Origin of the sequence: Amycolatopsis samaneae, from assembly GCF_039541975.1 — a bacterium.
In the GTDB taxonomy this organism is placed as follows: domain Bacteria; phylum Actinomycetota; class Actinomycetes; order Mycobacteriales; family Pseudonocardiaceae; genus Amycolatopsis; species Amycolatopsis samaneae.
In genome coordinates this window covers 22833-45454 of sequence record NZ_BAABHG010000005.1, presented here as the reverse complement: position 1 = coordinate 45454, position 22622 = coordinate 22833, and the positions used below count along the sequence as shown (strand labels likewise).

The 22622-nt window shown below is 71.5% G+C and carries 22 protein-coding genes; 11 read left to right on the top strand and 11 right to left on the bottom strand.

The features are described 5' to 3' along the window. Positions 1–60: 60 nt before the first annotated feature. Both ABD987_RS13780 and ABD987_RS13775 read right to left on the bottom strand, forming a co-directional pair. Positions 61–933: an ion transporter gene (locus ABD987_RS13780; protein ID WP_345391762.1), complete on the bottom strand. Its 873-nt coding sequence runs from the start codon at positions 931–933 to the stop codon at positions 61–63. 106 nt (positions 934–1039) lie between these two features. After that, on the bottom strand, positions 1040–1345 hold the full coding sequence (locus ABD987_RS13775) for an HC3 family zinc finger protein (RefSeq protein WP_345391759.1): 306 nt from the start codon (positions 1343–1345) through the stop codon (positions 1040–1042). A gap of 172 nt (positions 1346–1517) precedes the next feature. Between ABD987_RS13775 and ABD987_RS13770 the strand changes: the two genes are divergently transcribed. Then, on the top strand, positions 1518–2006 hold the full coding sequence (locus ABD987_RS13770; protein WP_345391756.1) for an NUDIX domain-containing protein: 489 nt from the start codon (positions 1518–1520) through the stop codon (positions 2004–2006). Between the two features lie 34 nt (positions 2007–2040). After that, on the top strand, positions 2041–3273 hold the full coding sequence (locus ABD987_RS13765; protein ID WP_345391753.1) for a helix-turn-helix domain-containing protein: 1233 nt from the start codon (positions 2041–2043) through the stop codon (positions 3271–3273). Here the strand turns inward: ABD987_RS13765 and ABD987_RS13760 are convergent. The 6 genes from ABD987_RS13760 to ABD987_RS13735 form a co-directional block, all read right to left on the bottom strand. Further along, entirely contained in the window at positions 3248–3847 is a 600-nt protein-coding gene (locus ABD987_RS13760) for an AAA family ATPase (RefSeq protein WP_345391750.1), read from the bottom strand. The two genes, ABD987_RS13765 and ABD987_RS13760, sit on opposite strands and share 26 nt — an antisense overlap. A 49-nt stretch (positions 3848–3896) precedes the next feature. Beyond that, positions 3897–5426: an L-piperidine-6-carboxylate dehydrogenase gene (gene amaB, locus ABD987_RS13755; RefSeq protein WP_345391747.1), complete on the bottom strand. Its 1530-nt coding sequence runs from the start codon at positions 5424–5426 to the stop codon at positions 3897–3899. A 28-nt stretch (positions 5427–5454) separates the two neighbouring features. After that, a complete protein-coding gene (locus ABD987_RS13750; protein WP_345391744.1) occupies positions 5455–6618 on the bottom strand; it encodes an NAD(P)/FAD-dependent oxidoreductase in 1164 nt (387 codons plus the stop codon). A gap of 66 nt (positions 6619–6684) precedes the next feature. Next, the gene (locus tag ABD987_RS13745; RefSeq protein WP_345391741.1) at positions 6685–7278 is read right to left on the bottom strand and encodes an HAD family acid phosphatase; all 594 of its coding nucleotides are present in this window, start codon (positions 7276–7278) and stop codon (positions 6685–6687) included. Positions 7279–7422: 144 nt separating this feature from the next. Further along, the gene (locus ABD987_RS13740; protein WP_345391738.1) at positions 7423–8394 is read right to left on the bottom strand and encodes a hypothetical protein; all 972 of its coding nucleotides are present in this window, start codon (positions 8392–8394) and stop codon (positions 7423–7425) included. Positions 8395–8477: 83 nt separating this feature from the next. Next, positions 8478–9668: a cytochrome P450 family protein gene (locus ABD987_RS13735; RefSeq protein ID WP_345391735.1), complete on the bottom strand. Its 1191-nt coding sequence runs from the start codon at positions 9666–9668 to the stop codon at positions 8478–8480. A 103-nt stretch (positions 9669–9771) separates the two neighbouring features. Between ABD987_RS13735 and ABD987_RS13730 the strand changes: the two genes are divergently transcribed. The 3 genes from ABD987_RS13730 (at position 9772) to ABD987_RS13720 (ending at position 14845) form a co-directional block, all read left to right on the top strand. Then, positions 9772–10884: a TetR/AcrR family transcriptional regulator gene (locus ABD987_RS13730; protein ID WP_345391732.1), complete on the top strand. Its 1113-nt coding sequence runs from the start codon at positions 9772–9774 to the stop codon at positions 10882–10884. A 143-nt stretch (positions 10885–11027) separates the two neighbouring features. Beyond that, positions 11028–13112 (top strand): transglycosylase domain-containing protein, encoded by a 2085-nt coding sequence (locus tag ABD987_RS13725; protein WP_345391729.1) that lies wholly within the window; start codon positions 11028–11030, stop codon positions 13110–13112. A 164-nt stretch (positions 13113–13276) separates the two neighbouring features. Beyond that, the gene (locus ABD987_RS13720) at positions 13277–14845 is read left to right on the top strand and encodes an outer membrane protein assembly factor BamB family protein (RefSeq protein ID WP_345391726.1); all 1569 of its coding nucleotides are present in this window, start codon (positions 13277–13279) and stop codon (positions 14843–14845) included. Between the two features lie 103 nt (positions 14846–14948). Here ABD987_RS13720 and ABD987_RS13715 read toward each other — a convergent pair whose 3' ends face one another. Continuing rightward, positions 14949–15929 (bottom strand): CE1 family esterase, encoded by a 981-nt coding sequence (locus ABD987_RS13715; RefSeq protein WP_345391723.1) that lies wholly within the window; start codon positions 15927–15929, stop codon positions 14949–14951. A gap of 224 nt (positions 15930–16153) precedes the next feature. On the opposite strand from ABD987_RS13715, the gene ABD987_RS13710 reads away from it, so the two are divergent. Genes ABD987_RS13710 through ABD987_RS13695 form a run of 4 tightly spaced genes read left to right on the top strand, consistent with a single transcriptional unit; the run spans position 16154 to position 18970 of the window. Then, positions 16154–16321: a hypothetical protein gene (locus tag ABD987_RS13710; RefSeq protein ID WP_345391720.1), complete on the top strand. Its 168-nt coding sequence runs from the start codon at positions 16154–16156 to the stop codon at positions 16319–16321. A 54-nt stretch (positions 16322–16375) separates the two neighbouring features. Then, the gene (locus tag ABD987_RS13705; protein ID WP_345391717.1) at positions 16376–17065 is read left to right on the top strand and encodes a response regulator; all 690 of its coding nucleotides are present in this window, start codon (positions 16376–16378) and stop codon (positions 17063–17065) included. Beyond that, the gene (locus ABD987_RS13700; protein ID WP_345391714.1) at positions 17062–18489 is read left to right on the top strand and encodes a sensor histidine kinase; all 1428 of its coding nucleotides are present in this window, start codon (positions 17062–17064) and stop codon (positions 18487–18489) included. Before ABD987_RS13705 ends, ABD987_RS13700 begins: the two co-directional genes overlap by 4 nt. A gap of 13 nt (positions 18490–18502) precedes the next feature. After that, positions 18503–18970 (top strand): GNAT family N-acetyltransferase, encoded by a 468-nt coding sequence (locus tag ABD987_RS13695; RefSeq protein WP_345391711.1) that lies wholly within the window; start codon positions 18503–18505, stop codon positions 18968–18970. A gap of 3 nt (positions 18971–18973) precedes the next feature. Here the strand turns inward: ABD987_RS13695 and ctaD are convergent, their stop codons facing one another. Further along, positions 18974–20719 carry an aa3-type cytochrome oxidase subunit I gene (gene ctaD, locus ABD987_RS13690; protein WP_345391708.1) on the bottom strand — a complete coding sequence of 582 codons (1746 nt, stop codon included), beginning with the start codon at positions 20717–20719 and terminating at the stop codon, positions 18974–18976. Positions 20720–20770: 51 nt separating this feature from the next. Beyond that, positions 20771–21268 carry a hypothetical protein gene (locus ABD987_RS13685; RefSeq protein WP_345391705.1) on the bottom strand — a complete coding sequence of 166 codons (498 nt, stop codon included), beginning with the start codon at positions 21266–21268 and terminating at the stop codon, positions 20771–20773. A gap of 92 nt (positions 21269–21360) precedes the next feature. On the opposite strand from ABD987_RS13685, the gene ABD987_RS13680 reads away from it, so the two are divergent. Beyond that, a complete protein-coding gene (locus ABD987_RS13680; RefSeq protein WP_345391702.1) occupies positions 21361–21816 on the top strand; it encodes a hypothetical protein in 456 nt (151 codons plus the stop codon). Further along, complete coding sequence (locus ABD987_RS13675) at positions 21813–22616, top strand: SigB/SigF/SigG family RNA polymerase sigma factor (protein WP_345391699.1); 804 nt, start codon at positions 21813–21815, stop codon at positions 22614–22616. Before ABD987_RS13680 ends, ABD987_RS13675 begins: the two co-directional genes overlap by 4 nt. The last annotated feature ends 6 nt before the right edge of the window (positions 22617–22622 follow it).

Genomic DNA, 22622 nt, shown 5'->3' with positions numbered 1-22622 from the left:
GAGTGGCCGGTCGCCCGGCGAAGGTCCACCTCGCGTCCTTTGTGGACACGGAGAGGTACGTCAGGCGCCGTCCGGCCCGCGGTGGTGCTCGTCGAACTCCCGCCCCGCCGAGCGCTGCGTCCGCACGCGGAGCAGCCGTTCCTTCTCCGCGGAGTCCTCCTCGTTGAGGCCCAGTTCGACCGCGCGCCGGATCTGCTCCCGGTTGTCACGTACGACCGCCGAGAAGAAGTCGTCGATCCTCGGGTCCAGCAGTACCTCGAGGACGACGCGGAACGACGCGTCCACCGCGCTGCGCACGATCTCGTCGTGGAAGGGAAGCCGCCGCAGCTTGCCCAGCTGCCGGTCCTCGCTCAGCTTCTCGCGGATGATGGCCTGCAACTCGGCCCGGTTCTCACTGAGCGATTTCGCGAGGTTCTCCGGGTAGTTCCCGGTTTCCAGCACCTTGACCACCTCGTCGAGCACGGCGATGGTGACGGGCTTCTTGATGGCCTGCACGATCGGCTCCGACAGCTTGTCCACGAACCGGTAGGTGAACTGCTCGCCCACCGCGCGGTCGGCCGCCCGGCCGACGCGGACCAGCAGCAGCACGACGCCGACGAAGTGGTGCGAGGCCATCACCGGGTGCGCCACCGGGATCATCGCGAACAGCTCGTACCAGTTGCGGACCAGGAACCGCACGTCCCAGCGGCGCTTGCGCCAGCGCCACAGGAACTCCAGGAAGAACACCGCGCACACGCCGCAGTCGACGTAGAAGACCACCATGCCCGCGTCGCGCGAGGGCGGGCTGAGCAGCATGAAGCCCAGCAGGCCGACCGACACCACCGAGAGCGCGAACATCACCCAGTCGTCGGCGTGCACGTTCCCCGGGAGGATCCCGCTGTTGAGTTCCGGCTGCGCCCCGCCGCGCACACCGGGTTCACGGGTGGTAGCCATACCGAACGTCTCCATCACTCGCGCCCTCGACCGCTGACGTCGCCGGACGTCACTGACCGCGGTCGATCATGGCACGAGCCGGCGCCACGCCGGTCCGACCCGCCGGTCACCGTGACCGGGTCTTGCCCTTTCCCTCTCCCCCCGGTGCCCGCTCACGCCGGATTCCGGGGTGCTGCGGAAGGATGTCGATGCCATGTTCCCGCCGGTAGACGAGATCGCAGTCCCAGCACTGCGTGGGCGCCCCGCGCGCGGCGTGCTCACGCGGGCGCTCGAACTCGGCGTCCGCGGTGACCCCGCAGAGCATCGTGATCTTCTCGCCGGGCAGGGGGACGCTGGTCAGCCGGGCTCGATGCCACCGGCCGTCGACGACCGGGTGGACGGCGTCGAGGTTGAGATAGATCAGCGCGCTCATCGGACGGCTTCACCGCCCGGCTTTCTTCGTGTCGGCATAGGTGCAACTCTGGCGCAGAGTGATGGGCGTAAACACCGCCTGTGACCATCAATTGACGCGGTGCCGGAAAGTGATCTGTGCGCCGGAGGCATAGACCACCCGATCGGGTTCGTCCGGCGGTAGCCTCGGCGGTGTGGATCTCCTGCCGTTCGACGAGTACGTCCGTTCGCTGAACCGGAAGCGGATGTCCGCGGGAGTCCTCTACTACGACCACGCGGACCGCGTGCTGCTGGTCGAGCCGTCCTACAAGCCGCACTGGGACATTCCCGGCGGCGCGTGCGAGGCGGGCGAACCACCGTGGCGGACGGCCGCCCGCGAGGTCGGCGAGGAACTGGGCATCACCACCACACCGGGTGATCTGCTGGTGATCGACTACCTGCCCACGAACGACCGGTTTCCGGAAGGTCTCGCTTTCATCTTCGACGGCGGCACCATTTCCGGCGACGAGGTCAAAGCACTCGAAATCACCGATCCGGAAATAGTGTCCGCGGAGCTGGTTTCCCTGGAGGATGCCGCCACTCGGCTCAAACCGTCACTCGCCCGACGGCTGGCCATCGCGCTCGAAGCGGCCCACACTCGAACCTTGGCCATCTGTGACAACGGGGTGCGCGCGCGGCGATAGGCCGCTCCCCCGCCGCGTACGGCCGGAGGAGAAAATGACGACCACCGCTCCGCTGGCGGAAAACCTCGCCCGTTTCCGCAAGGCGAGGGATATGTCGCAGGAACAGCTGGCGGAGGCGGCGTCGGTCGGCGTCGACACGGTGGCACGGATCGAACAGGGCACCCGCAAGACGAGCAGACCGGCCACCCTGCGCAAGCTCGCCGCCGCGCTGGGCGTGTCGGTGGACGCGCTGCTGGGCAACCGCACCGCGCCGCACGCCCGCGACGTCGACCTCACCTCGCTCCGGCGCTCGATCAACGCCGATTCCCACATCCCCGGGCTCGACGACTTCGCCGACACCAGGGAACTGCTCCCGCTGCCCGAGCTGACCGCGAGCGCGCACGCGGCATGGCGCGCCTACGTCGACGGGCTGCACGCGCAGTTGCTGCACGCGCTGCCCGCGGTGCTGACCGACGCCCGCCGCGTCGTGCGCGACACCGCCGACGAGGAGCGGGCCGGGGCGCACCGTGTGCTTTCGACCGCCTACCGGCTGGGCGCGGGGATCGCGGGCAGGCTCGGCTACGACGACCTCGCCTACGCGGCGGCGGCCAGGGCCGTCACCGCGGCGCGGGAATCCGACGCGCCCGACATCGAAACCGCGATCTCGTTGCGGTATCTCGCGTGGACGCTGGTCCGCCAGGGCCGCGCGGACGACGCCGAGCAGGTGGCCACCACCGCCGCCGCGCGGATCGAGCCCCGCATGCTCGACCGTGATCCGGCGCGGACGGGCGTGTTCGGCAACCTGCTGTTCAACGCGGCGACCGCGGCGCTCACCGCGGGCTCGTCCCGCCGCGCCGAGGACCTGCTGATGACCGCGAACGCCGCCGCCCTGCGTGCCAGGGAGAACACCGCGACGGAGGCGGCGATCTTCGGCCCCCGGGTGGCCGCGCTGCACCGCGTCGACTGCGCGGTCCGCTCCGGGGACCCCGAGGAGGCGCTCCACCTCGCCGACGCCGTGCCCGGCACCACCGGGGACGTGCCCGCGTTCTGGGAGGCCGGGCACCGGTTGTTCCTCGCCGCGGCCGCCACCGAGCTGCACCTGGACCGGGAGGCGGTCGGCTGGCTCGCCGAGGCACGGCACCTCGCGCCCGACTGGGTCCGCTACCAGCCACTCGGCGCGGGCACGCTGCGCCGGCTTCTCGACCGGGCGCCGCGGCGGCGCGGCCCCGCCTACGCCGCGCTGGCCGCGCACTACGGCGTCATCACGCCGGATTCCGCCGTGTCCTGAGCGACTTCGTACGTCCACTGTGGACGCACGGCTTCCGCTCGACGAGCCGGGTGGCGGCCGCGGCCGAACGGGGGACGACCCGTGCGCTGTGCCAGCCCCTCGGCACGGTGCCGGACAGCAGTGCCGCGCGCGTCCTGGCCGCCCGCCGGACGTGCCGCGCGAAGGACCGTTCCCGGATGAGGCGGCCACGGCTGCGCTGCCCGGCCAGCGCCTCGTCGGCGGTGGCGTCGAGCCAGAGCATCCGGACCCGCCTGCCGGTCAGCCTGCCGAGCGCGGCCAGCAGCGCCCGCGTCGACGCCCTGGTGGCCGGTTCGTGCACGACGACCGGACCTTCGGCCGCCACCGCCCTGCCGACGATCCTCGCCCGGTGTCCCGCGTGCACCAGCGGCCGGTACCAGCGGTAGGCCACCGCCCCCGGCAGCACCTCCCGCATCCGCGCGCGGACCTGGTCGGAGTCGAGCACCGGTATCCCGTCCGCGGCGTGCCGCAGCATCGTGGTCTTGCCGGCACCGGGCAGCCCGGCCACGACGAGCAGGTCACGGCCGTCCAGTTCGATCGTGGTCGGCTCACCCATGCCTCCCCAACGCGCGACGAAAAGTAAAGGTTCCTTTACCGCGCGGTGCTCAGAGGAAGCTGACGTTCTGCGCCAGGGTGAGCCCGCCCGAGTAGTTCACCGTGGTGGTCGCCCGGCGCATGTAGGCGCGCCAGGCGTCGGACCCGGACTCGCGGCCACCGCCGGTCTCCTTCTCCCCGCCGAAGGCGCCGCCGATCTCCGCGCCCGAGGTCCCGATGTTGACGTTCGCGATCCCGCAGTCGGAGCCGTCCGGGGCCAGGAACCGCTCCGCCTCCTGCTGGTCCCGGGTGAAGATCGAGGACGACAGCCCGTGCGGGACGTCGTTGTGCAGCGAGATCGCCTCTTCGAACGTGTCGTAGGTCAGGACGTACAGGATCGGCGCGAAGGTCTCCTCGCGGACGACGCCGGTCTGGCCCGGCATCCGCACGATCGCGGGTTCGGCGTAGGCGGCACCCGGCGCGACGTCCGCCAGCCGCCGCCCGCCACCGGCGAGCACCTCGCCGCCTTCGGCGCGGGCGCGGGAAAGCGCGTCGCGCATCCGTTCGTACGCCTCGACGGAGATGAGCGGCCCGACGAGGGTGGTTTCGTCGAACGGGTCCCCGATGGGCAGCTTCCGATACGCCGTGGTCAGCCGGTCCACCAGGTCCCCGGCGATGTCGCGGTGCGCGATCAGCCTGCGCAGCGTCGTGCAGCGCTGTCCCGCGGTACCCGCGGCGGCGAAGACCACGCCGTGGGTCACGAGATCGAGATCCGCCGACGGCGCGACGACGGTCGCGTTGTTCCCGCCCAGCTCCAGCAGCGAGCGCCCGAAGCGCGCCGCGACCCTCGGCCCGACCTCCCGCCCCATCCGCGTCGACCCGGTGGCGCTGACCAGCGCGACCCGCGGATCGTCGACGAGCCGCTCGCCGAGGTCGCGACCGCCCAGCAGCAGCCGGTGCACGTCCCGGGGCTCGCCGGTGTCCTCGGCGGCGCGCTCCAGCAGCGCACTCGCGGCCAGCGAGATCAGCGGGGTCGCCTCGGCGGGTTTCCACACCACGGTGTCCCCGCAGACCAGGGCGATCGCGGTGTTCCACGACCACACCGCGGCGGGGAAGTTGAAGGCCGAGATCACGCCGACGACACCGAGCGGATGCCAGGTCTCGGCGAGCCGGTGACCGGGCCGTTCCGACGCGATGGTCCTGCCGTAGAGCTGCCGGGACAGCCCGACCGCGAAATCGCAGATGTCGATCATCTCCTGGATCTCGCCGAGCGCCTCGGACCGGATCTTGCCCGCCTCGATCGTGACCAGGTCGGCCAGATCGCCCCGGTGCTCGCGCAGCAGCTCACCCAGCCGCCGGACCAGCTCGCCCCGCGCCGGGGCCGGGGTCAGCCGCCACGTCCGGAACGCCCCGGCCGCCGCCGCGACGGCGGCTTCGGCCTCCTCGGCGCCGGTCGCCGCGAGCTCGACCAAGACCTCGCCGGTGATCGGCGTGCGCGCGGCGAGACCGTCCCCTTCCGGGAGGGTCACGCCGGCCCCGCCCAGCGCGGCGCGCGCCCGGTCCCGCAGTGCGGCGGTCTCCGGCAAGGTCGTGTCGGCCATGGGTTTCCTTCCCTCGGGGGTTCCGGATTCAGACGATATGGGCTTCGGGCCGGGGCCGCGCGTCCCCGGCGAACCGCGCCGCGCTCAGCGGCCCGACGTCCAGGAACGGCTCCCGGCCGAGGTACAGATCGCGCACCACCTCGCCGATCGCCGGCGCCTGGAGGAATCCGTGCCCGGAAAACCCGGTGGCGTAAAGGAAGTTCGCCGGGTCGGCGGCCCGGCCGACGAGCGCGTTGTGGTCGGGGGTGATCTCGTACAGCCCGGCCCAGCCCGGGACCAGCCCGACCTCGGCCAGTGCCGGCGCGCGGTGCTCCATCGCCGCGCCGAGCCGCGGCAGCCAGTCGTCGGAGTAGCCGAGCTGGAACCCCGGTTCCTGCTCCGGATCGGACATCCCGAGCAGCAGCCCGCGCCCCTCACGGTGGAAGTAGAACGAGGACGCGAAGTCGATGGTGAACGGGACCGCCCCGGGCAGGTCCGGCATCGGCGCGGTGAACATCACCTGCCGCCGCAGCGGGGTCACCGGGAGCGCGATGCCCGCCATCGCCCCGATCCCGGCCGACCACGCGCCCGCCGCGCAGATCACCGCGCCGGTCCGGATGTTTCCCCCGCCGGTGACCACGGTCCTGATCTCGTCACCCTCGGTCTCGAAGCCGAGCACCGGCGTCCCGGTCAGCAGCACCGCCCCGTGACGGCGGGCCGCCGTGGCGTACCCGAGCACGACCGCCTCCGGGGTGCAGTGCCCGTCGTCCGGGGAAAACGCGGCGGCGAGCAGGCCGTCCGCGCTGATCAGCGGGGAAAGCCGCTTCGCCTCGCCGACGTCGATCATCCGGCCGGAGACGCCGAGCGCGTTCTGCAGCGCGACATCCCGCTCGAACGCCGCGACATCGTCCGATGTGGACAGCAGGAACAGGTAGCCGACGCGGTGCAGGTCGATCTCCTGGCCCGGCCGGTGTGCGAACCGGGTGAACGCCTCCAGGCTGCGGGCGCCGAGCCGGATGTTGAGCTCGTCGGAGAACTGCGCGCGGACCCCGCCTGCGGCCCGGCACGTCGAACCGGATCCCAGCTCGGCCCGTTCGAGCAGGACGACGCCGGTGACCCCGGCCTCCACGAGGTGGAACGCGATGCTCGTGCCGATCACGCCCCCGCCGACGATCACGACGGAGGCGCGCGGCGGGACGGGCGGTACCGGCACCGGCGGCTCCCTTCCGATCACGCTGTGATCGATGGTGCCCGGTGCCGCCCGCCGGCGTCTACCCGCTCAGGACAGCTGACCGTCGTAGTCGGGCAGCTTGAACCCGCGCTCGTAGTTCTTGTACTCCAGGTCGCCCGGCCGGTTGCCGACGTTCGCGATCAGCGTGTACCCCTCGGAGACGAACTCCTTGCGGCAGCGGATCTTCACGTCCACCGCGTGGCTTTCGTTCTTCTTCAAGCAGATCTCCGTGATCGCCGGGTAACCGGCCTTGCGCAGGTCGGACAGCGCGCCCGACCTGCCGCTCTCCTTGCGGGCGGTGGCGACCAGCACCGAGACACCCTTGTCCGCGGCGGCCTTCGCGAACGCGAGCACCGGCTTGTTCGGCGCGCCGCGGTGGTACTCGGTCTCCAGCGACGTGTTGTCGATGTCGAGCACGATCGCGAGCTTCTTCCCGCCCCGCGCGACGCGGTCGTTCAGGTACGGGATCGCCGGGTCCATCACCTTCCGCACGTCGGCCTGCCACTGCTCGTAGCTCGGCAGCCCGCTCGCGGTCGCGCTCACCCCGTGGTCCGCGGCCACCGCCGCCGGGGCCGCGGCCAGCGCCCCGCACAACGCCATTCCCGCGCCGAGCACACCGAACACGAGCCTCTGGGAATTCATTTCCACACCCTTCACGAGCGCCGGCGGCGATTCCGCGGCGTCATCGGAGAATCGGTCGTCCGAACGCTAGCACGGCACTTTCCCCGGCGGACCGCGTTCCGCCCGAGCATTGTTTGACATCTTTGACACCACCGGGGAAACGATTCAAGAAATCTCCCGCTGCCAGGCTATTCCGAACTTGCCGGGGCCGAAGTCCGTTCCCACCGCGTGCACCGAATCCGCGGGACCGACTTCGAGCGCGCGCACCGTCTTCGGTGTCTCGTCCCCGACCCCGCAGGTGATCTGCCGGCAGCGCCCGGGTACCGCCGCCGCGTCGAAACACACCTCCAGCACGTATTCCCGCACGGGTCTGCGGAACCGCCGGGAATACCGATCACCGGAGACCGGCGCGCCCGGTCTTCCCGGCCGCACCAGCTCGTATTCGATGAGGACCGTCTCCCCCTCGCGCACGGGACGGTCGAAAAGCAGTTCGGCGGCACCGAGACTCGACTCCGGATCGGAAAGGACCCGGCCGAGCGCGCAGTTGCGCGGGTGACGTACCACCAGCGGTTCCCCCGGCGGGCCGCCCCAGTCCATCATCAGCAGCCAGCGGTCCGCCCCGGCCCGCTCGGCCCGCATGACCTGACGGCAGTGCAGCCGCCGGGGGCGGCCGTCCGGGCCGACCTGGAGCCGGTCGTGCTGGCTCAGCCGCCGCAGCACCGACTCGGCGTCCTGGCCGACCTGCCGGAGCAGCTCGCTCGCCCGAGGCCGGGTCACCCACAGGTCGGCCAGCGCCGGAAGCCGTCCGGTCCCCGGCCGCCGCCCTCGGGCGCCCCGGGCACCGAGCAGGGCGCGCAGGGAGTCACCCGGCAGCTCCAGCACGGCTTCGAGCTGACCGAGCGCGTAGAGCGAGCCCGGCCGTTCGGGGCGGCGCCGTCCGGACTGCCAGCAGCTCAGCGTCGCGACACTGAGCGGCGCGCCGCGGCGCGCGAGCCGTGCCTGGATCCGGTCGAGCGTGAGCCCGCTCGCCAGGATCGCGGCCCGCACCGCGGCCGCGAACGGACCGTAGGCCAGCGCGCGGTCGAGCTCGGCGGCGAGGTGGTCGTCGAGGAGCACCCGCCGGGAACCGCCTGTCATACCGAATCTCCCGAGAAAGTCGCCGCGGTGGGGACCCTACGACGCGCCCGGCACGGCCCGGAACCTACGAACGACGGGAGCGATCAGCGCGTCACCGGAAGCTCCCCCAGCCGCCAGGTCCCCGGATCCGGCGTGCGGCGCAGGTCCCCGACCGGCACCGCGGGGGCGAGGCGGGGAAAGCGCCGGAACAGCCCGGTCAGCGCCACCTCGGTCTCGACCCTGGCCAGCGCCGCGGCGAGGCAGAAGTGCGGCCCGTGGGCGAACCCGAGATGCGCGCCCGCGCCGCGCCTGGTGATCTCCAGCCGGTCGGGGTCGGCGAACACACGCGGATCCCGGTTCGCCGACACGATCGCCGCGGTCACCGGCGTGCCACCGGGAATCACCGTCCCGCCGAACTCCACGTCCCCGGCGGTGAACCGCGGGGTGGTCAGCAGCTGCGGTCCGCACCAGCGCATCAGCTCGTCCACCGCGCCCGCGGCGAGCCCTTCGTCGGCCCGCAGCGCGGCGAGCTGCTCCGGATGCGCGAAGAGCGCGGCGACGCCGTTGGCGATGAGGTTCGCCGGGGTCTGGCCCGCGAGGACCAGGTGCCAGACCAGGGTGACCAGCTCGACGTCGCTGAGCCGGTCCCCGTCCTCGGCCTGGGCCTCGATCAGCTCCGAGACCAGGTCGTCGGCCGGTTCCGCCCGCCTGCTCGCCACGAGCGCCCTGGCGTCGTTGACGATGCCGGGAATCGCCTCGGCGAATCCCCTGCCGGAACCGTCGGCGACCAGCGCGCCGTACTCCCTCCACTGTGGACGGTCCGCGGCCGGCACGCCGACCAGCTCGCAGATCACGTCCATCGGCAACGGCTTCGCGAAGTCCGCCACCAGGTCCACCGGACCAGCCGCGGGCAGCGCGTCGAGCAGGTTCTCGACGATCCGCGTCATCTTCGGCCGGAACGCCAGCGCGCGGCGCGCGGTGAAGGCGGGCGCCACCAGCCCACGCAGCCGGGCGTGCTCCGGCCCGTCCTTCTCCTGCATGGTCCGCAGGTAGGCCCGGCAGTCCTCCGGCACCCCGGGCGGGGTCAGGTAGCTGCCGGAGTTCGGCGCGAACCGCGCGTCGGTGAGCATCGCCCTGGCCTCCGCGTGCCGGGTGACCGCCCACATCTCCCCCATGCCGGGGATCGCGAGCCGGGCCAGCGGCGCGCGTTCCCTCGCCTCCCGGTACGCCGCGAACGGGTCGAGCAGGACCGCCGGGTCGGTCACGTCGATCACGGGCAGTTCGATGCCGATCATGGAACCTCCATTTTCAGATGTTGATAACAGATGTTCATGTCATCTCGATGGCGAAGGTATCTTGTTCCGGGACGGACGGCAAACGCCGTGATCGAGGAGGACGATGAGCCGGCTCAGCAGGGCGGAACTCCAGGAGCGCAACCGCGCCAAGGTGCTCGCCGCGGCACGCGAGGAGTTCGCCGAGCGGGGGTTCCGCGAGGCCAAGGTCGACCGCATCGCCGAGCGGGCGGGGTTCACCCGCGGCGTCGTCTACTCCAACTTCCCCGGCAAACGGGCGCTGTACTTCGCGATGCTGGCCGAGGACGCCGAGCACGTGCCGGAAAAACCCCACGCCGAGCGCGGCCGGACCGCGCCCGCCGCGCTCGGCGCGTTCGCGCGGGCCTGGGTCGCCCGGCTGCCCCTCGACGAGACCCCGGGGACACGGCTCGACGTCGACGTGCTCCCCGAGGTGCTGGCCGACGACCGGACCCGGCGCCCGTTCGCCCAGCTGATGAAGCTCAACGCGCTCCTGCTCGGTCTCGCGCTGGAACGCGTCCGGCCACCCGAGACACCACCCGGCGCCCCGCCCGCGCGGCTGGTCCGGCTCGCCGAGACGGTGCTGACCACGTTGCACGGCGCGAGCCAGCTGTCGGCCGCCGCGCCCGGGTTCGTCGAGCCCTTCGACGTGGTCAGCGCGTGCGAGCAGCTGGCGGGCCTCGAACTCGGCGACTGGTGGGCGCCGCCGCCGGTCGTCCCACCGGCACAACGGGCAGCCGAACCGTGGGCTCCACCGTCCAGTGTGGACGCCGTGACGGGCGGACCCGCCGCACTGGCCGGGGACGGCGTGGTCGCCGTGCTCGGGCTGCACCGGCTGTCCGCCGTCGAGGCGGCCGTCCGCGCCGCGCCACCGGGCGCCGAGGTCACCGCCGTCCTCGTCTCCGGTGATCCCGCCGAACTGATGCCGCTCGCCCGGCTCGTCCTCGCCGAGCTCATGGGCTGCCTGCGGCAGGCCTTCGCGCCCGAACACCGGCCGCGGCTGCGGGTGGTGCCCGATCCGTCCGGCGCCGTCGCCGCGGCGGCCGGGGTGCCCGCGGTCAGCGACGCGACCGAGGTCGCCGTGCGCGTCGAGGCGGGCCGGATCGTCGCCCGCGCGGAGGGCCTCGGCGCCTGCCACGCCGTCGCGATCGGGGACCGGAGCACGGAAAGGGAAAAGACGCGTCATTTGCCGCGTTTTTGACGAAGCGGCACCCTCCGCCTTTTTGCCCTTCTTCGTTTCCGTTGTCTCCCCGTAGGATTCCGCACAGAAAACGGCGGCCACACCGGACCGCGTTTATCGTGGATTCCGTGGTTCGTCGCCGGAATGCCGTGACCCTGGCCGGTTTGTGCGCTTTGAGCGGAGTACTCGTCGCCGGGCTGCTCGCGCCCGTCGCGCTCGGCGCGGGATTGTTGTCCAATCAGGTCAGCGACTCCGTCGACGCGATTTCCGCCGACCTCGCGACCGGCAGCCCGCCGCTGACGACCACGGTGACCGACCGCGAGGGCACCCCGATCGCCACGCTCTACGCCCAGTACCGGCTGCCGGTGGCCGCGGCGGGGATCGCGGACACCATGAAGGCCGCGATCGTGTCCGTCGAGGACCGCCGCTTCTACACCGAGGGCGGCGTGGACCCGCAGGGCATGCTGCGGGCCGCCCTGCACGACAGCGCGGGCGGGAACCTCCAGGGCGCGTCGACGATCACCCAGCAGTACGTCAAGAACTACCTGATCAACGTCGTCGACCGGAACGATCGGGCGGCGCAGCTGGCCGATCAGGAGGACTCGCTCGCGCGGAAGGTGCGCGAGGCCAAGATCGCGGTCGAGCTGAGCAGAAGGATGTCGAAGGACGACATCCTCGCGGGCTACCTGAACGTCGTCGAGTTCAGCGGCACCGTCTACGGCGTCGGCGCCGCCGCGAAGGCGTATTTCGGGACCACACCGGACAAGCTGACCGTGCCCCAGGCCGCCCTGCTGGCCGGGATGGTGAACAATCCCGCCCTCTTCGACCCCTACACACATCCCGCCGAGGCGACCGCGCGCCGGAACCTGGTCATCGACGACATGGTCTCCGGCGGCCTGCTGCCCGCGGGCTACGGCACCGCGGCGAAGGACGCGCCGCTCGGGGTGTTGCCGGACGGCCCGGTGACCCCGTCCGGCACCTGCCTCGGCGCCGCCCCGGACGCCGGGTTCTTCTGCGCCTACGCCGAAAGTTACCTCGCGCAGGCCGGGTTCACCGCCGACCGGCTGGCCACCGGCGGGTACACCGTCAGGACCACGATGGACCCGAAGGTCAGCCGGGTGACCAAGGACGCCGTGGACGCGAACGTGCCCACCACCCAGGACGGGGTCGCGAACACCTTCGCCGTCGTGCGGCCCGGACAGCGGGGGCACGAGGTGCTCGCGATGGTCGCCAACCGCGACTACGGCAACGATCCGGACAGGGGACAGCGCTCGACGAACATCGTCGCCGACGCGGCCGACAAGTTCGGCGCGGGCTCGTCGTTCAAGATCTTCACCGCCGCCGCGGCGATGGTCACGGGCAAGGCGGGGCTGACCACGCCGCTGCCGAACCCGCCGCACGACTGCTTCACCCCGCCGGGCGCGAACCAGTACACCGCCTGCTATCCGGTCGGCAACGACGGCACCGGCTATCCGGACCCGATCTCGCTCGCCGACGGGCTCGCGACGTCCCCGAACGTGGCGTTCGTGGGCCTGGAAGCCCGGGTCGGCATGCCCGCGGTGCTCGACATGGCCCGCCGGCTCGGGCTGCGGAAGACGTTGACCACCAACGACGCCGGGAACCCACCGGTCACCGATCCGGCGAGCCCGCTGGCCGGGAACCCCCAGTACGACCAGCCGCAGTCGGACTACTTCCGTAACCTGCTCTCGTTCACCCTCGGCAACAGCCCGGTGAGCCCGCTCGAAATGGCGAACGTCTCCGCGACGATCATGAGCGGCGGGGTGTGGTGCCCGCCGGATCCGATCCTCTCGGTGACCGACCGCGCCGGCAAGCCCGTCCCGATCACCCAGCCTCCGTGCGAGCGGGTCATTCCCACCGGGGTCGCGAACACGCTCATGGCCGGGCTGAGCCAGGACACCAAGCACGGCACCTCCGCCATCGCCGCCCGCGCCGCGGGCTGGACCCGGCCCGACATCGCCAAGACCGGGACCACCGAGCAGAGCGAGTCGGTCGCGTTCGTCGGCGGGGTGGACGACTACGCGGTGTCGTCGATGGTCTTCGCCGACGGCCCGCACCCCCGCGAGATCTGCCCCGGCACGCCGGTCCACCTCGGCGAGTGCGGCGCGGGCGCGTTCGGGGGCACGGTGGCGGCACCGCCGTACTTCCGCGCGATGGGCGAACTGCTGGCCGGGCAACCGGACAAACCGCTGCCCGCGCCCGATCCCGCCTATCTCGGCGCGCACAGCTGACCGCCCGCGCGCATCCATCGTTCGGCTGACCCCGGATCCACCCGTAAACCGATCGACGACGCCCCCGGAGCCTGACAGGTTGAGATGGTCCTGGAATCGTCCAGCACCATCGGGGGGCTGTCTTGATCTCCTTTTCCCGTGCCAGAAAACGTGTGCCGCTCGCCGTGGCCGCCGCTGCCGTCCTGGTCGCCGGCCTGGCCGGTGGCGTGGCCGCCGCGGACCCGGAAACCGCGACGACGGGCCGGTCCGGCGACTGGCCGACCTGGCAGAAGGATCCCACCGGCACCCGGCACAACCGTGCCGAGCGGGCCATCACCCCGCGTACCGTCGGCAATCTGAAACTCAAATGGGCGTTCGCCTATCCGCCGTCGCCCGGACTCCCGACGCGCAGCGAGCCCGCGGTCGTCGGCGACACGATCTACTTCGGCGGTCCCGACGGCAAGTTCTACGCCCGTGATGCCCGCACCGGGGCCGAGAAATGGACCTTCGACCTGAAGACCGTCGACCCGGCGGCCACCCGCGCGGTCACCTGGGACGGGCCCGCGGTGTCGGGCGGAAAGGTCTACTTCGGCGACCTGCGCGGGTATTTCTACGCGCTGGATCAGCGCACCGGAACCCTGCGCTGGGCGAAGCGGATCGACACGCACGTCGCCGCCACGATCACGAGCTCGCCGATCGTCTCGGGCGGTCGCGTCTACGTCGGCGTGTCCAGCGGCGAGAACACGCTGCCGAGGGACTACCCGTGCTGCACCTTCCGCGGGCACCTCGACTCGCTCGACGCCGAGACCGGCGAACTGGCCTGGCGTTACTACACCGTCCCCGAGCCGAAACAGAACGGGACCTGGCCGAACGGCGTCCCGAAGTTCGAACCGTCCGGCGCCGGGGTGTGGAGTTCCCCGGTGATCGACCCGGCCGACGGCACGCTCTACGTCGGCACCGGCCAGAACTACACCGGGCACGGCGGTGACTTCGACACCCTGCTCGCCCTCGACGCCCGATCCGGCGCGGTGCGGTGGAAGAACCAGGTGACGAAGGCCGACACCTGGCGGACGGCGTGCAACGATCCGGACCCCGAGGGCTACTGCCCCGGCCTGAAGGACGGCTCGGCGCTCGACTACGACATCGGCGCCACGCCGAACATCTTCCGCGCCGGCGGGCGCACGCTCGTCGGTGTCGGGCAGAAGCTCGGCGTGTACCACGCGTTCGACGCGCGCACCGGTGAAGTCGTGTGGCGCCGTCAGCTCGGCGTCCCCCTGCCCAGCGGCGGGATCTCCGGCATCCAGTGGGGATCGAGCTTCGACGGCGAAAAGCTTTACATCGCAACATACTTCGCCAACCCCGGCACACTGTTCGCGGTCGACCCGGCCACCGGCAAGGTACTGTGGAAGACCCCGAACCCCGCCGACGGCTGTACCACCGGCGGCGCCGCGCAGCACCCGAAGAGCTGTTCACTCGCGCACGGCCCGGCGGTGACGAGCAGCCCCGGCGTCGTCTACGAGGGCAGTAACGACGGCAAGCTCCGCGCGTACTCCGCCCGCGACGGCAAGGTGCTGTGGACCTACGACACGATCCGCGACTTCACCGGCGTCAACGGTCTCGTCGGCCACGGCAGCGCGATCTCGGGCACCGGCGGCGGAGCCGTGGTATCCCACGGGATGGTGTACGTGCAGTCCGGCTACTCCCCCGAGTACCCCGGCACCGGCGGCAACGTCCTGCTGGCCTTCGGCCTGTAAGCCCAACGGTCCGTGGGGGCCTCCTTGAGGGACTCTGAGTCCCTCAAGGAGGCCCCCACGGACCACCGTGGTTACGGCAGCGGGCGTCGGCGGTGAGGCGGGCTCAGCGGGTCCCGGGCCGCAGCGGGTGCTCGGCGAAGAACCGCTCGATCACCGGCGTCGCGTCCATCGCCGCGGGTGTTTCGGAGTCGAGGTTCGGTTGTGTGCTCGGCCAGACGTGCCCAAGCCCGTCGAGCCGGTAGTGCTCGACCGCCGCGCCCCGCGCGCAGCCCGGCCAGGTGTGCACGCTGACGCCCTTGCCGAGGTCACGCACCACCGGTGTGGCCGCGCAGCTGTCGCGTTTCGCCCACGCGGCCAGCCAGTCCGGGATCGGCGGCAGCTTCCGCTCGGCGTTGCCGGTGTAGGGGATGGTGTGGTCCGCGGTGCCGTGGAAATCGAGGATCGGTGCCGGGCGCGCCGGGGAGCACCCGGCACCGACGTCGTAGAACGCGCCGGAAACCGGGGCGAAGGCGGCGATCCGCCCGCTCATCCGGCAGGCGAGGACACCGGTGAAACCGCCGCCGTTCGACTTGCCCGCGGCGTAGACCCGCGCCGGGTCGACACACAGCCTTCCCTGCAACTGGTTCAGCAGATCGCTCACGAACAGCACGTCGTCCGCGCGGTTCGAGTACGGCGCGCCGGTCCACGCCGTCTCGCCGTCCGTGCCGGCGAGCCCCTGCGGGTAGACGGCGATGCTGTTCCCGGAATCGAAGCCGGACAACGACTCCTGGTAAGCCGAAGTCCGCTTGTGGCCGTGGAAGGACAGGACCAGCGGGGTCGGCCGGTGTGCCCGGTAGCCGCTCGGGACGTGCAGCAGGTAGGTCCGCTCGATCCCGCCGGAGACGACCTTGCCGGGAACGGTGGCCCCGGGCGCGACGGCCGAGGACAGCAGACAGCCCGCCGAGGGCACCGCGAAGTCGAGCACCCGGCCCGGCGGAGCGGCGGTCGCCACCCCCGGGCCCACGGCCAGCGCCCCGGCGGCCACCAGCGCGGCGGCCACCACCCGTCGTCCCACCCTCCGTCGACGTCCCGGTGCCATCGCCATCAGGCCTCCCATCGAACCGCACGCACTTCGGCGTGACGTGCACACCTTCGGTACCGCACGTGACGACTGTCACCGTTGTGTTCATTGAGTTCGCGGCGCCGCGCCGGTCCGTGCCGCCGTTTCCGCCCATCGGGGCGCCGGCCGTGCGAAACCGTCACATTTCGTCGCGGTGCCGTCATCCGGCGACGGCCCGGAGCACACAGTCACTGTCGAAAGTGGACACCATGAGCGAGACCGCCACGCCGCCCGGCCGCCTCCGCGACCGGGCGTACCACGCCCTCACCCTCGTACCGGCCGTGCTCCTGCTGCCCGCGGCGTTCGCCTCGGCCAGGGCCGAGGCGCTCTGGCGGATGCCCCATCCGGGGGCGGCGATCACCAGCCGTTCGGCGTAGCCGGTGGTATACCGTCTTTCCGCACCCGGTCACGATCAGCGAGGAGGTTCCCTGGTGCCCCGGCTCCTGCTCGTCGAGGACGACGCCGTACTGGCGGAGACGTTGTCCCGCGCGCTGCGCGGGCTCGGCCACGAGGTCGACGTCGCCGTGACCGGCGAACAGGCCCTCGAAACCCTGGCCGAGCGCCGCGCCGCTCTCGACCTCGTGCTGCTCGACGTGATGCTGCCCGGGATCGACGGATTCGAGGTCTGCCGCCGGATCCGCGCCACCGACACCATCCCGGTGGTGCTGCTGACCGCGCGCGGCGACCCGGTGGACATGGTCGTCGGCCTGGAGGGCGGCGCCGACGACTACGTGGTCAAGCCCGCCGAGCCGCGCGTGCTCGACGCCCGCGTCAAGACGATCCTCCGGCGCGCGCACGCCGTGCCCGCGCCGGCACCGGCGAAGCACGTCTTCGGCGAGCTGGTGATCGACGGCGACGCCATGCTGGTCACCAAGGGTGGCACCGAACTGCACCTGACCTCGACCGAGCTGCGGCTGCTGCTGGAGTTCGCCGAGCACGCCGGGCAGGTGCTCAGCAGGCAGACGCTGCTCAAACGGGTCTGGGACTACGGGTTCACCGGCGACTCCCGGCTGGTGGACGCCGCGGTCGCCCGGCTGCGGTCGAAGATCGAGCCGGACACCGGCAACCCGACGCTGCTGCGGACCGTGCGCGGCCTGGGATACCGCCTGGTCAAGCCGTGAAGTGGCGGCCGGGGCTGCGGGAGAGCATCGCGTTGACGGTGGTGCTGATGACCGTCGCCGCCACGGTCGCGATGGCCTTCGTCGCCTACCGGATCCAGGCTGGGTCGACGCGCGAGCGGTTCGAGGAGTCCGCGAAGGCGGGGTTCGGCGCGGACGCCCAGCAGGCGAACAAGCACGCCCGGTGGCCGGAAGCGCCCAGGGTGGTCAACGTCGCGGACTTCATGGCCGGCCGGATCGGCCTCACCTGGGCCATCGTCAACCTGCAGGCCACCTCGGGCCCGACCTCGGCCGTCGAGGGCGACCAGTACGTCCCGGTCGCGAAGTCGGTGGGGGTGCCCGACGGCCCGGACCTCCCGGTGGCCGAGATCGACCGGGTCCGGAACACCGTGCACGTGCGGACCTACACCCTCGACACCGTGAACACGCCGCGCTACGCCGTCGTCGGCGAGGTCTCCCCCAACCTCGTGCTCGTCGAGTTCTACAGCCTGCGCGGTCTCGACGCCGAACTTTCCCTGCTGCGCAAGCAACTCGCGCTGGTCGGCTGCGGGGTCGCCGTGCTCGCCGCGCTGCTGGGCGTGCTCGCCGCCCGGCGCGTCCAGCGGCCGGTCCGCGCCGCCGCCGACGCCGCGCAGCGGCTCGGTGCCGGGGCGCTCGACACCCGGGTCCCGGTGCGGGGCAACGACGAGCTCGCCGATCTCGCGGGCGCGTTCAACGCCATGGCACAGCGTCTCGGCGACTCGATCGAGCAGTTGCGGACGAAGGAGCGGCAGCAGCGCCGGTTCGTCGCCGACGTCGCCCACGACCTGCGCACCCCGCTGGCCTCGATGATCGCGGCCACCGACAGCCTGCACAGCACCGACGCCGAGGACCGCGAACGCTCCGCCGAACTGCTCGGCACCCAGGTCCGCCGGCTGAGCAGGCTGGTCGAGGACCTGCTGGAGATGTCCCGGTTCGACGCCGGTGCCGCGGACTTCCGGCCGGAGACCGTCGACCTGGCGGCGCTCGCCGAGGACGCGATCGCGTTGAGCGCCCCCGGCGGGGACGTCCCGGTGCGGGTGACCGGGGACGCCGTGATCGTCGGCGATCCGCGGCGGCTGCACACCATCGTGCGGAACCTGGTGACCAACGCGGTGCGGCACGGCGCGGCCCCGGTGACGGTCACCGTCGACGGCGACGCGCCGGGGCACGCGACGGTGTCCGTGGCCGATTCGGGGCCGGGCCTGCCGCCCGACCTCGCGCCGTTCGTCTTCGACCGGTTCGTGCGGGGAGACCGGGCCAGGGGCGAGACCGAGGGAAGCGGGCTGGGGCTGGCCATCGCGCACGAGAACGCCGTCCTGCACGGCGGGCGTCTGGAGGTCACCGGCCCGCCCGGGACGGTGTTCGTCCTCACCGTGCCACGGGGGACGCCGGGCGGGCGGGTGTGAGATGGTCGGGATCATGATCACCGGAATCACCGTCCGCCACGCCGAACCCGCCGACTACGACCGCATCGCCCCGGTGGTCGATGAGTGGTGGGGCCGTCCCGTGCACACGCTGCTGCCCCGGCTGTTCCTCGATCACTTCCACCGCACCAGCTTCGTGGCCGAACGCGAAGACGCGCTCGCGGGCTTCCTCGTAGGTTTTCTCTCACCGTCCAATGAGGACGCCGCGTACATCCACTTCGTCGGTGTCGGCCCGGACTTCCGCGGCACCGGCCTGGCACGCGGGCTGTACGAGCGGTTCTTCACCCTCGCGCGGGAAGGTGGCCGGACCGGCGTCCGGGCGATCACCTCGCCGCGGAACGAGGGGTCGATCGCCTTCCACCGGTCGATGGGCTTCAGCGTCTCGGAACCCGTCGGCGCCTACGACGGCGCCGACGGTGACCGCGTGGTCTTCAGCCGCGACCTCACCGCGGCGGCGGGCTGAGGTTCACTGTCGTTTCGCCGCTTCCCGCTCGCGGGCGCGACGGGACCGGACGTGCCCCTCCTCGTGCATCCGCGCCACCATGTGCGGATAGTGCAGTTCGAACGCGGGGCGTTCCGAACGGATCCGGGGCAGTTCCAGGAAGTTGTGCCGGGGCGGCGGGGTCGTGGTCGCCCATTCGAGCGAGTTCCCGTAGCCCCACGGGTCGTCGACCTCGACGACCTCGCCGAACCGGTAGCTGCGCACCACGTTCCAGATGAACACGATCATCGACGCGCCGAGCACGAACGCGCCGATCGTGGAGATCGTGTTCAGCACCGTGAACCCGTCGGTGGGCAGGTAGTCGGCGTAGCGGCGCGGCATGCCTTCGTCGCCCAGCCAGTGCTGGACGAGGAACGTGGTGTGGAACCCGAGGAACGTCGTCCAGAAGTGCCACTTCCCCAGCGGCTCGTCGAGCATCCGGCCGGTGATCTTGGGGAACCAGAAGTAGATTCCGGCGAACGTCGCGAACACGATCGTGCCGAACAGCACGTAGTGGAAGTGCGCCACGACGAAATAGCTGTCGGTGATGTGGAAGTCCAGCGGCGGCGACGCCAGGATCACGCCGGTGAGGCCACCGAACAGGAACGTGACCATGAACCCGATCGACCACAGCATCGGCGTCTGGAAGCTCACCTGGCCCCGCCACATGGTGCCGATCCAGTTGAAGAACTTGATCCCGGTCGGCACCGCGATCAGGAAGGTCATGAACGAGAAGAACGGCAGCAGCACCGCACCGGTCGCGAACATGTGGTGTGCCCACACCGCCACCGACAACGCGGTGATCCCGATCGTGGCGAACACCATCAGCCGGTAGCCGAACAACGGTTTCCGGCTGAACACCGGCACGATCTCGGTGATGATGCCGAAGTAGGGCAGCGCGACGATGTAGACCTCGGGGTGACCGAAGAACCAGAACAGGTGCTGGAACATGATCGCCCCGCCGTTGGCCGGGTCGAACACGTGCGCGCCGAGCCGCCGATCGGCCTCCAGCGCGAACAACGCGGCGGTGAGGATCGGGAACGCGAGCAGCACCAGGATTCCGGTGAACAGGATGTTCCAGGTGAACAGCGGCATCCGGAACATCGTCATGCCCGGTGCGCGCAGGCACAGGATCGTGGTGATCATGTTGACCGCGCCCAGGATGGTGCCCAGCCCGGAGACGATCAAGCCCATGATCCACAGGTCCCCGCCGACACCCGGCGAATGCACCGCGTTGGACAGCGGGGTGTAGGCCGTCCAGCCGAAGTCCGGCGCGCCGCCCGGCGTCAGGAACGCGCTCAGCACGATCAGGCCGCCGAACAGGTACAGCCAGTAGGAGAAGGCGTTCAGCCGGGGGAACGCGACGTCCGGCGACCCGATCTGCAGGGGCAGCACGAAGTTCGCGAATCCGAACAGGTTCGGCGTCGCGTAGAGCAGCAGCATGATCGTGCCGTGCATCGTGAACAGCTGGTTGAACTGCTCGGAGGAGAGGAACTGCAGCCCCGGCCGCGCCAGTTCGCCACGCATCAGCAGCGCCATCGCCCCGCCCGCCATGAAGAACGCGAACGAGGTCACCAGGTAGAGCTGCCCGATCACCTTCGGATCGGTGGTGCGCAGCAGCGACAGCGCCACGGCACCACGCGGCCCACGGGGACGACCACCGAATCGGATCGTCTCCGGCCTCGGCGCCGTGGTCGTCTCACCCACGACGTGCCCCGAGCGGACACCCATCCGTCCACGGTACGCCCTCCGCGCAAGGACGGTACCGCCCGAACCGGTGCATCAATGGTCCACCGGAGGCGTGGTGCCGGCATCGATCCCCGGGCTGACCTGGGCGGACCGGCCGACCTGCCCCGGCACCGGGTTCACCACCGGCTCCTGCTGGGACCACGCAGCGGGCCCGCGCGTGACCTCCGCGCGCCGCGTCTCCTGCTTGCGGGTCGCCAGGGTCTCGCCCACCTGGTCGTCGCGGATCCTCGCCAGCACGCTCACCGTGACCCCGTGCGCGATCGCGAGGACCAGCAGCACGATGCCCAGCCTGCCGACGATCGCGGTCACGCCCGCGCCGTCGAACACCGGCACCGTGGAGATCAGCGCCACCACGCCCAGCACCGCGAAGTGGAAGAGCACGGTGACCAGCCGGGCCATCGCGACGCCCGCGTCCGAGCCGCCGTAGGAGTTTTCGAGGTACCTTCGCCCGCTGCGATAGATGATCTGACCGTCCAGCGCGACAAGGAGCACGGCGATGAGGAGGAACGTCAGGTATCCGTTCGTGTCCATGCCCGCCGGGTAACCCGCCGCGCTGCCGGGCAAACCTGGACCCGTGCCCCCATCCGTGCATGAGTACGCCCGCTCCGGGGTAGTCCCGCTCCATGGACCACCGCACGATCGCGAGCGTCGACGGAGCGGGCCCGGCCCGCCGGGCAGCGGATGCCGTCGACCTGCGGATACCCCTCGACACCGAGCTGCTGTTCCTCGTCCGGATGGTGGCCGAGGGTGTCGCCGTCCGCGCCAGGCTGGATCTGGACGAGATCGCGGATCTCCGCATGGCGGTCGACGAGGGCGCGGGATTCCTGTTCCCCCGCGCGCACCCCGGGACCGGGTTGCGCTGCCGGTTCGAGGAGCACGGGCGGTCGGTCTCGGTCCAGCTCACCGCCACGACCGCGGCCGCGGCTCTCCCCCGCACCGGAGGCTTCGAATGGCATGTGCTGCGCACGCTCACCGACGCCCTCACGACCTGGACAGAGCCCGGTCCCACCGACGACATCGGGGACACCTGGTACCTGCACCTCCGGTTCACCAAACGGTCTTGGACAGGAGGACCATGACGACCTCCCTCCGGCGGCGTTCCGACGCCTACCGGCACTGCGCGGTGCTGTTCGAGGAGATGAACGCACTGCCCGACGACGACGCGCACCGGCAGCGCCTGCGCCATCGGCTGATCGAGGAGCACCTGCCGATCGCCGAGCACATCGCCCGCCGCTTCTCCGGGCGCGGCGAACCCCGCGAGGACCTCGTCCAGGTCGCCCGGCTCGGGCTCGTCAACGCCGTCGACCGTTTCGATCCCGAACGGAAGAACGAGTTCCTCTCCTTCGCCATCCCGACGGTGATGGGCGAGGTCCGCCGCTATTTCCGCGACGCGTCCTGGTCGCTGCGGGTACCCCGGCGGCTCAAGGAACTGCACCTCGCGCTGAGCCAGGCGACCACCACGCTCACCCAGCGCCGGGGCCGCGCCCCCACCGCCACCGAGCTCGCCGAGCACCTCGGCATCGGCGTGGACGAGGTCACCGAGGCGCTGATCGCCGGCAACGCCTACCAGACCACCTCGACCGACCGGCCCGTGCACGACGAGCCCGAGGCGGCTCTGCTCGCCGACACGCTCGGCGAGGAGGACGCCGCGCTGGAGAAGGTGGAGAACTGCGAAGCGCTGCGTCCCCTGCTCCAGCGGCTGCCCCGGCGGGAACGCTCGATCCTGGTCATGCGGTTCTTCGGGAACATGACCCAGTCCGCCATCGCGGAGCGCGTCGGGCTCTCCCAGATGCACGTGTCGCGGCTGCTCTCCCAGACACTGAGCACACTGCGCGAAGGAATCCTCGCCGAAGGGCCCGCGGAGGAGGATCCGGAATGACCACAA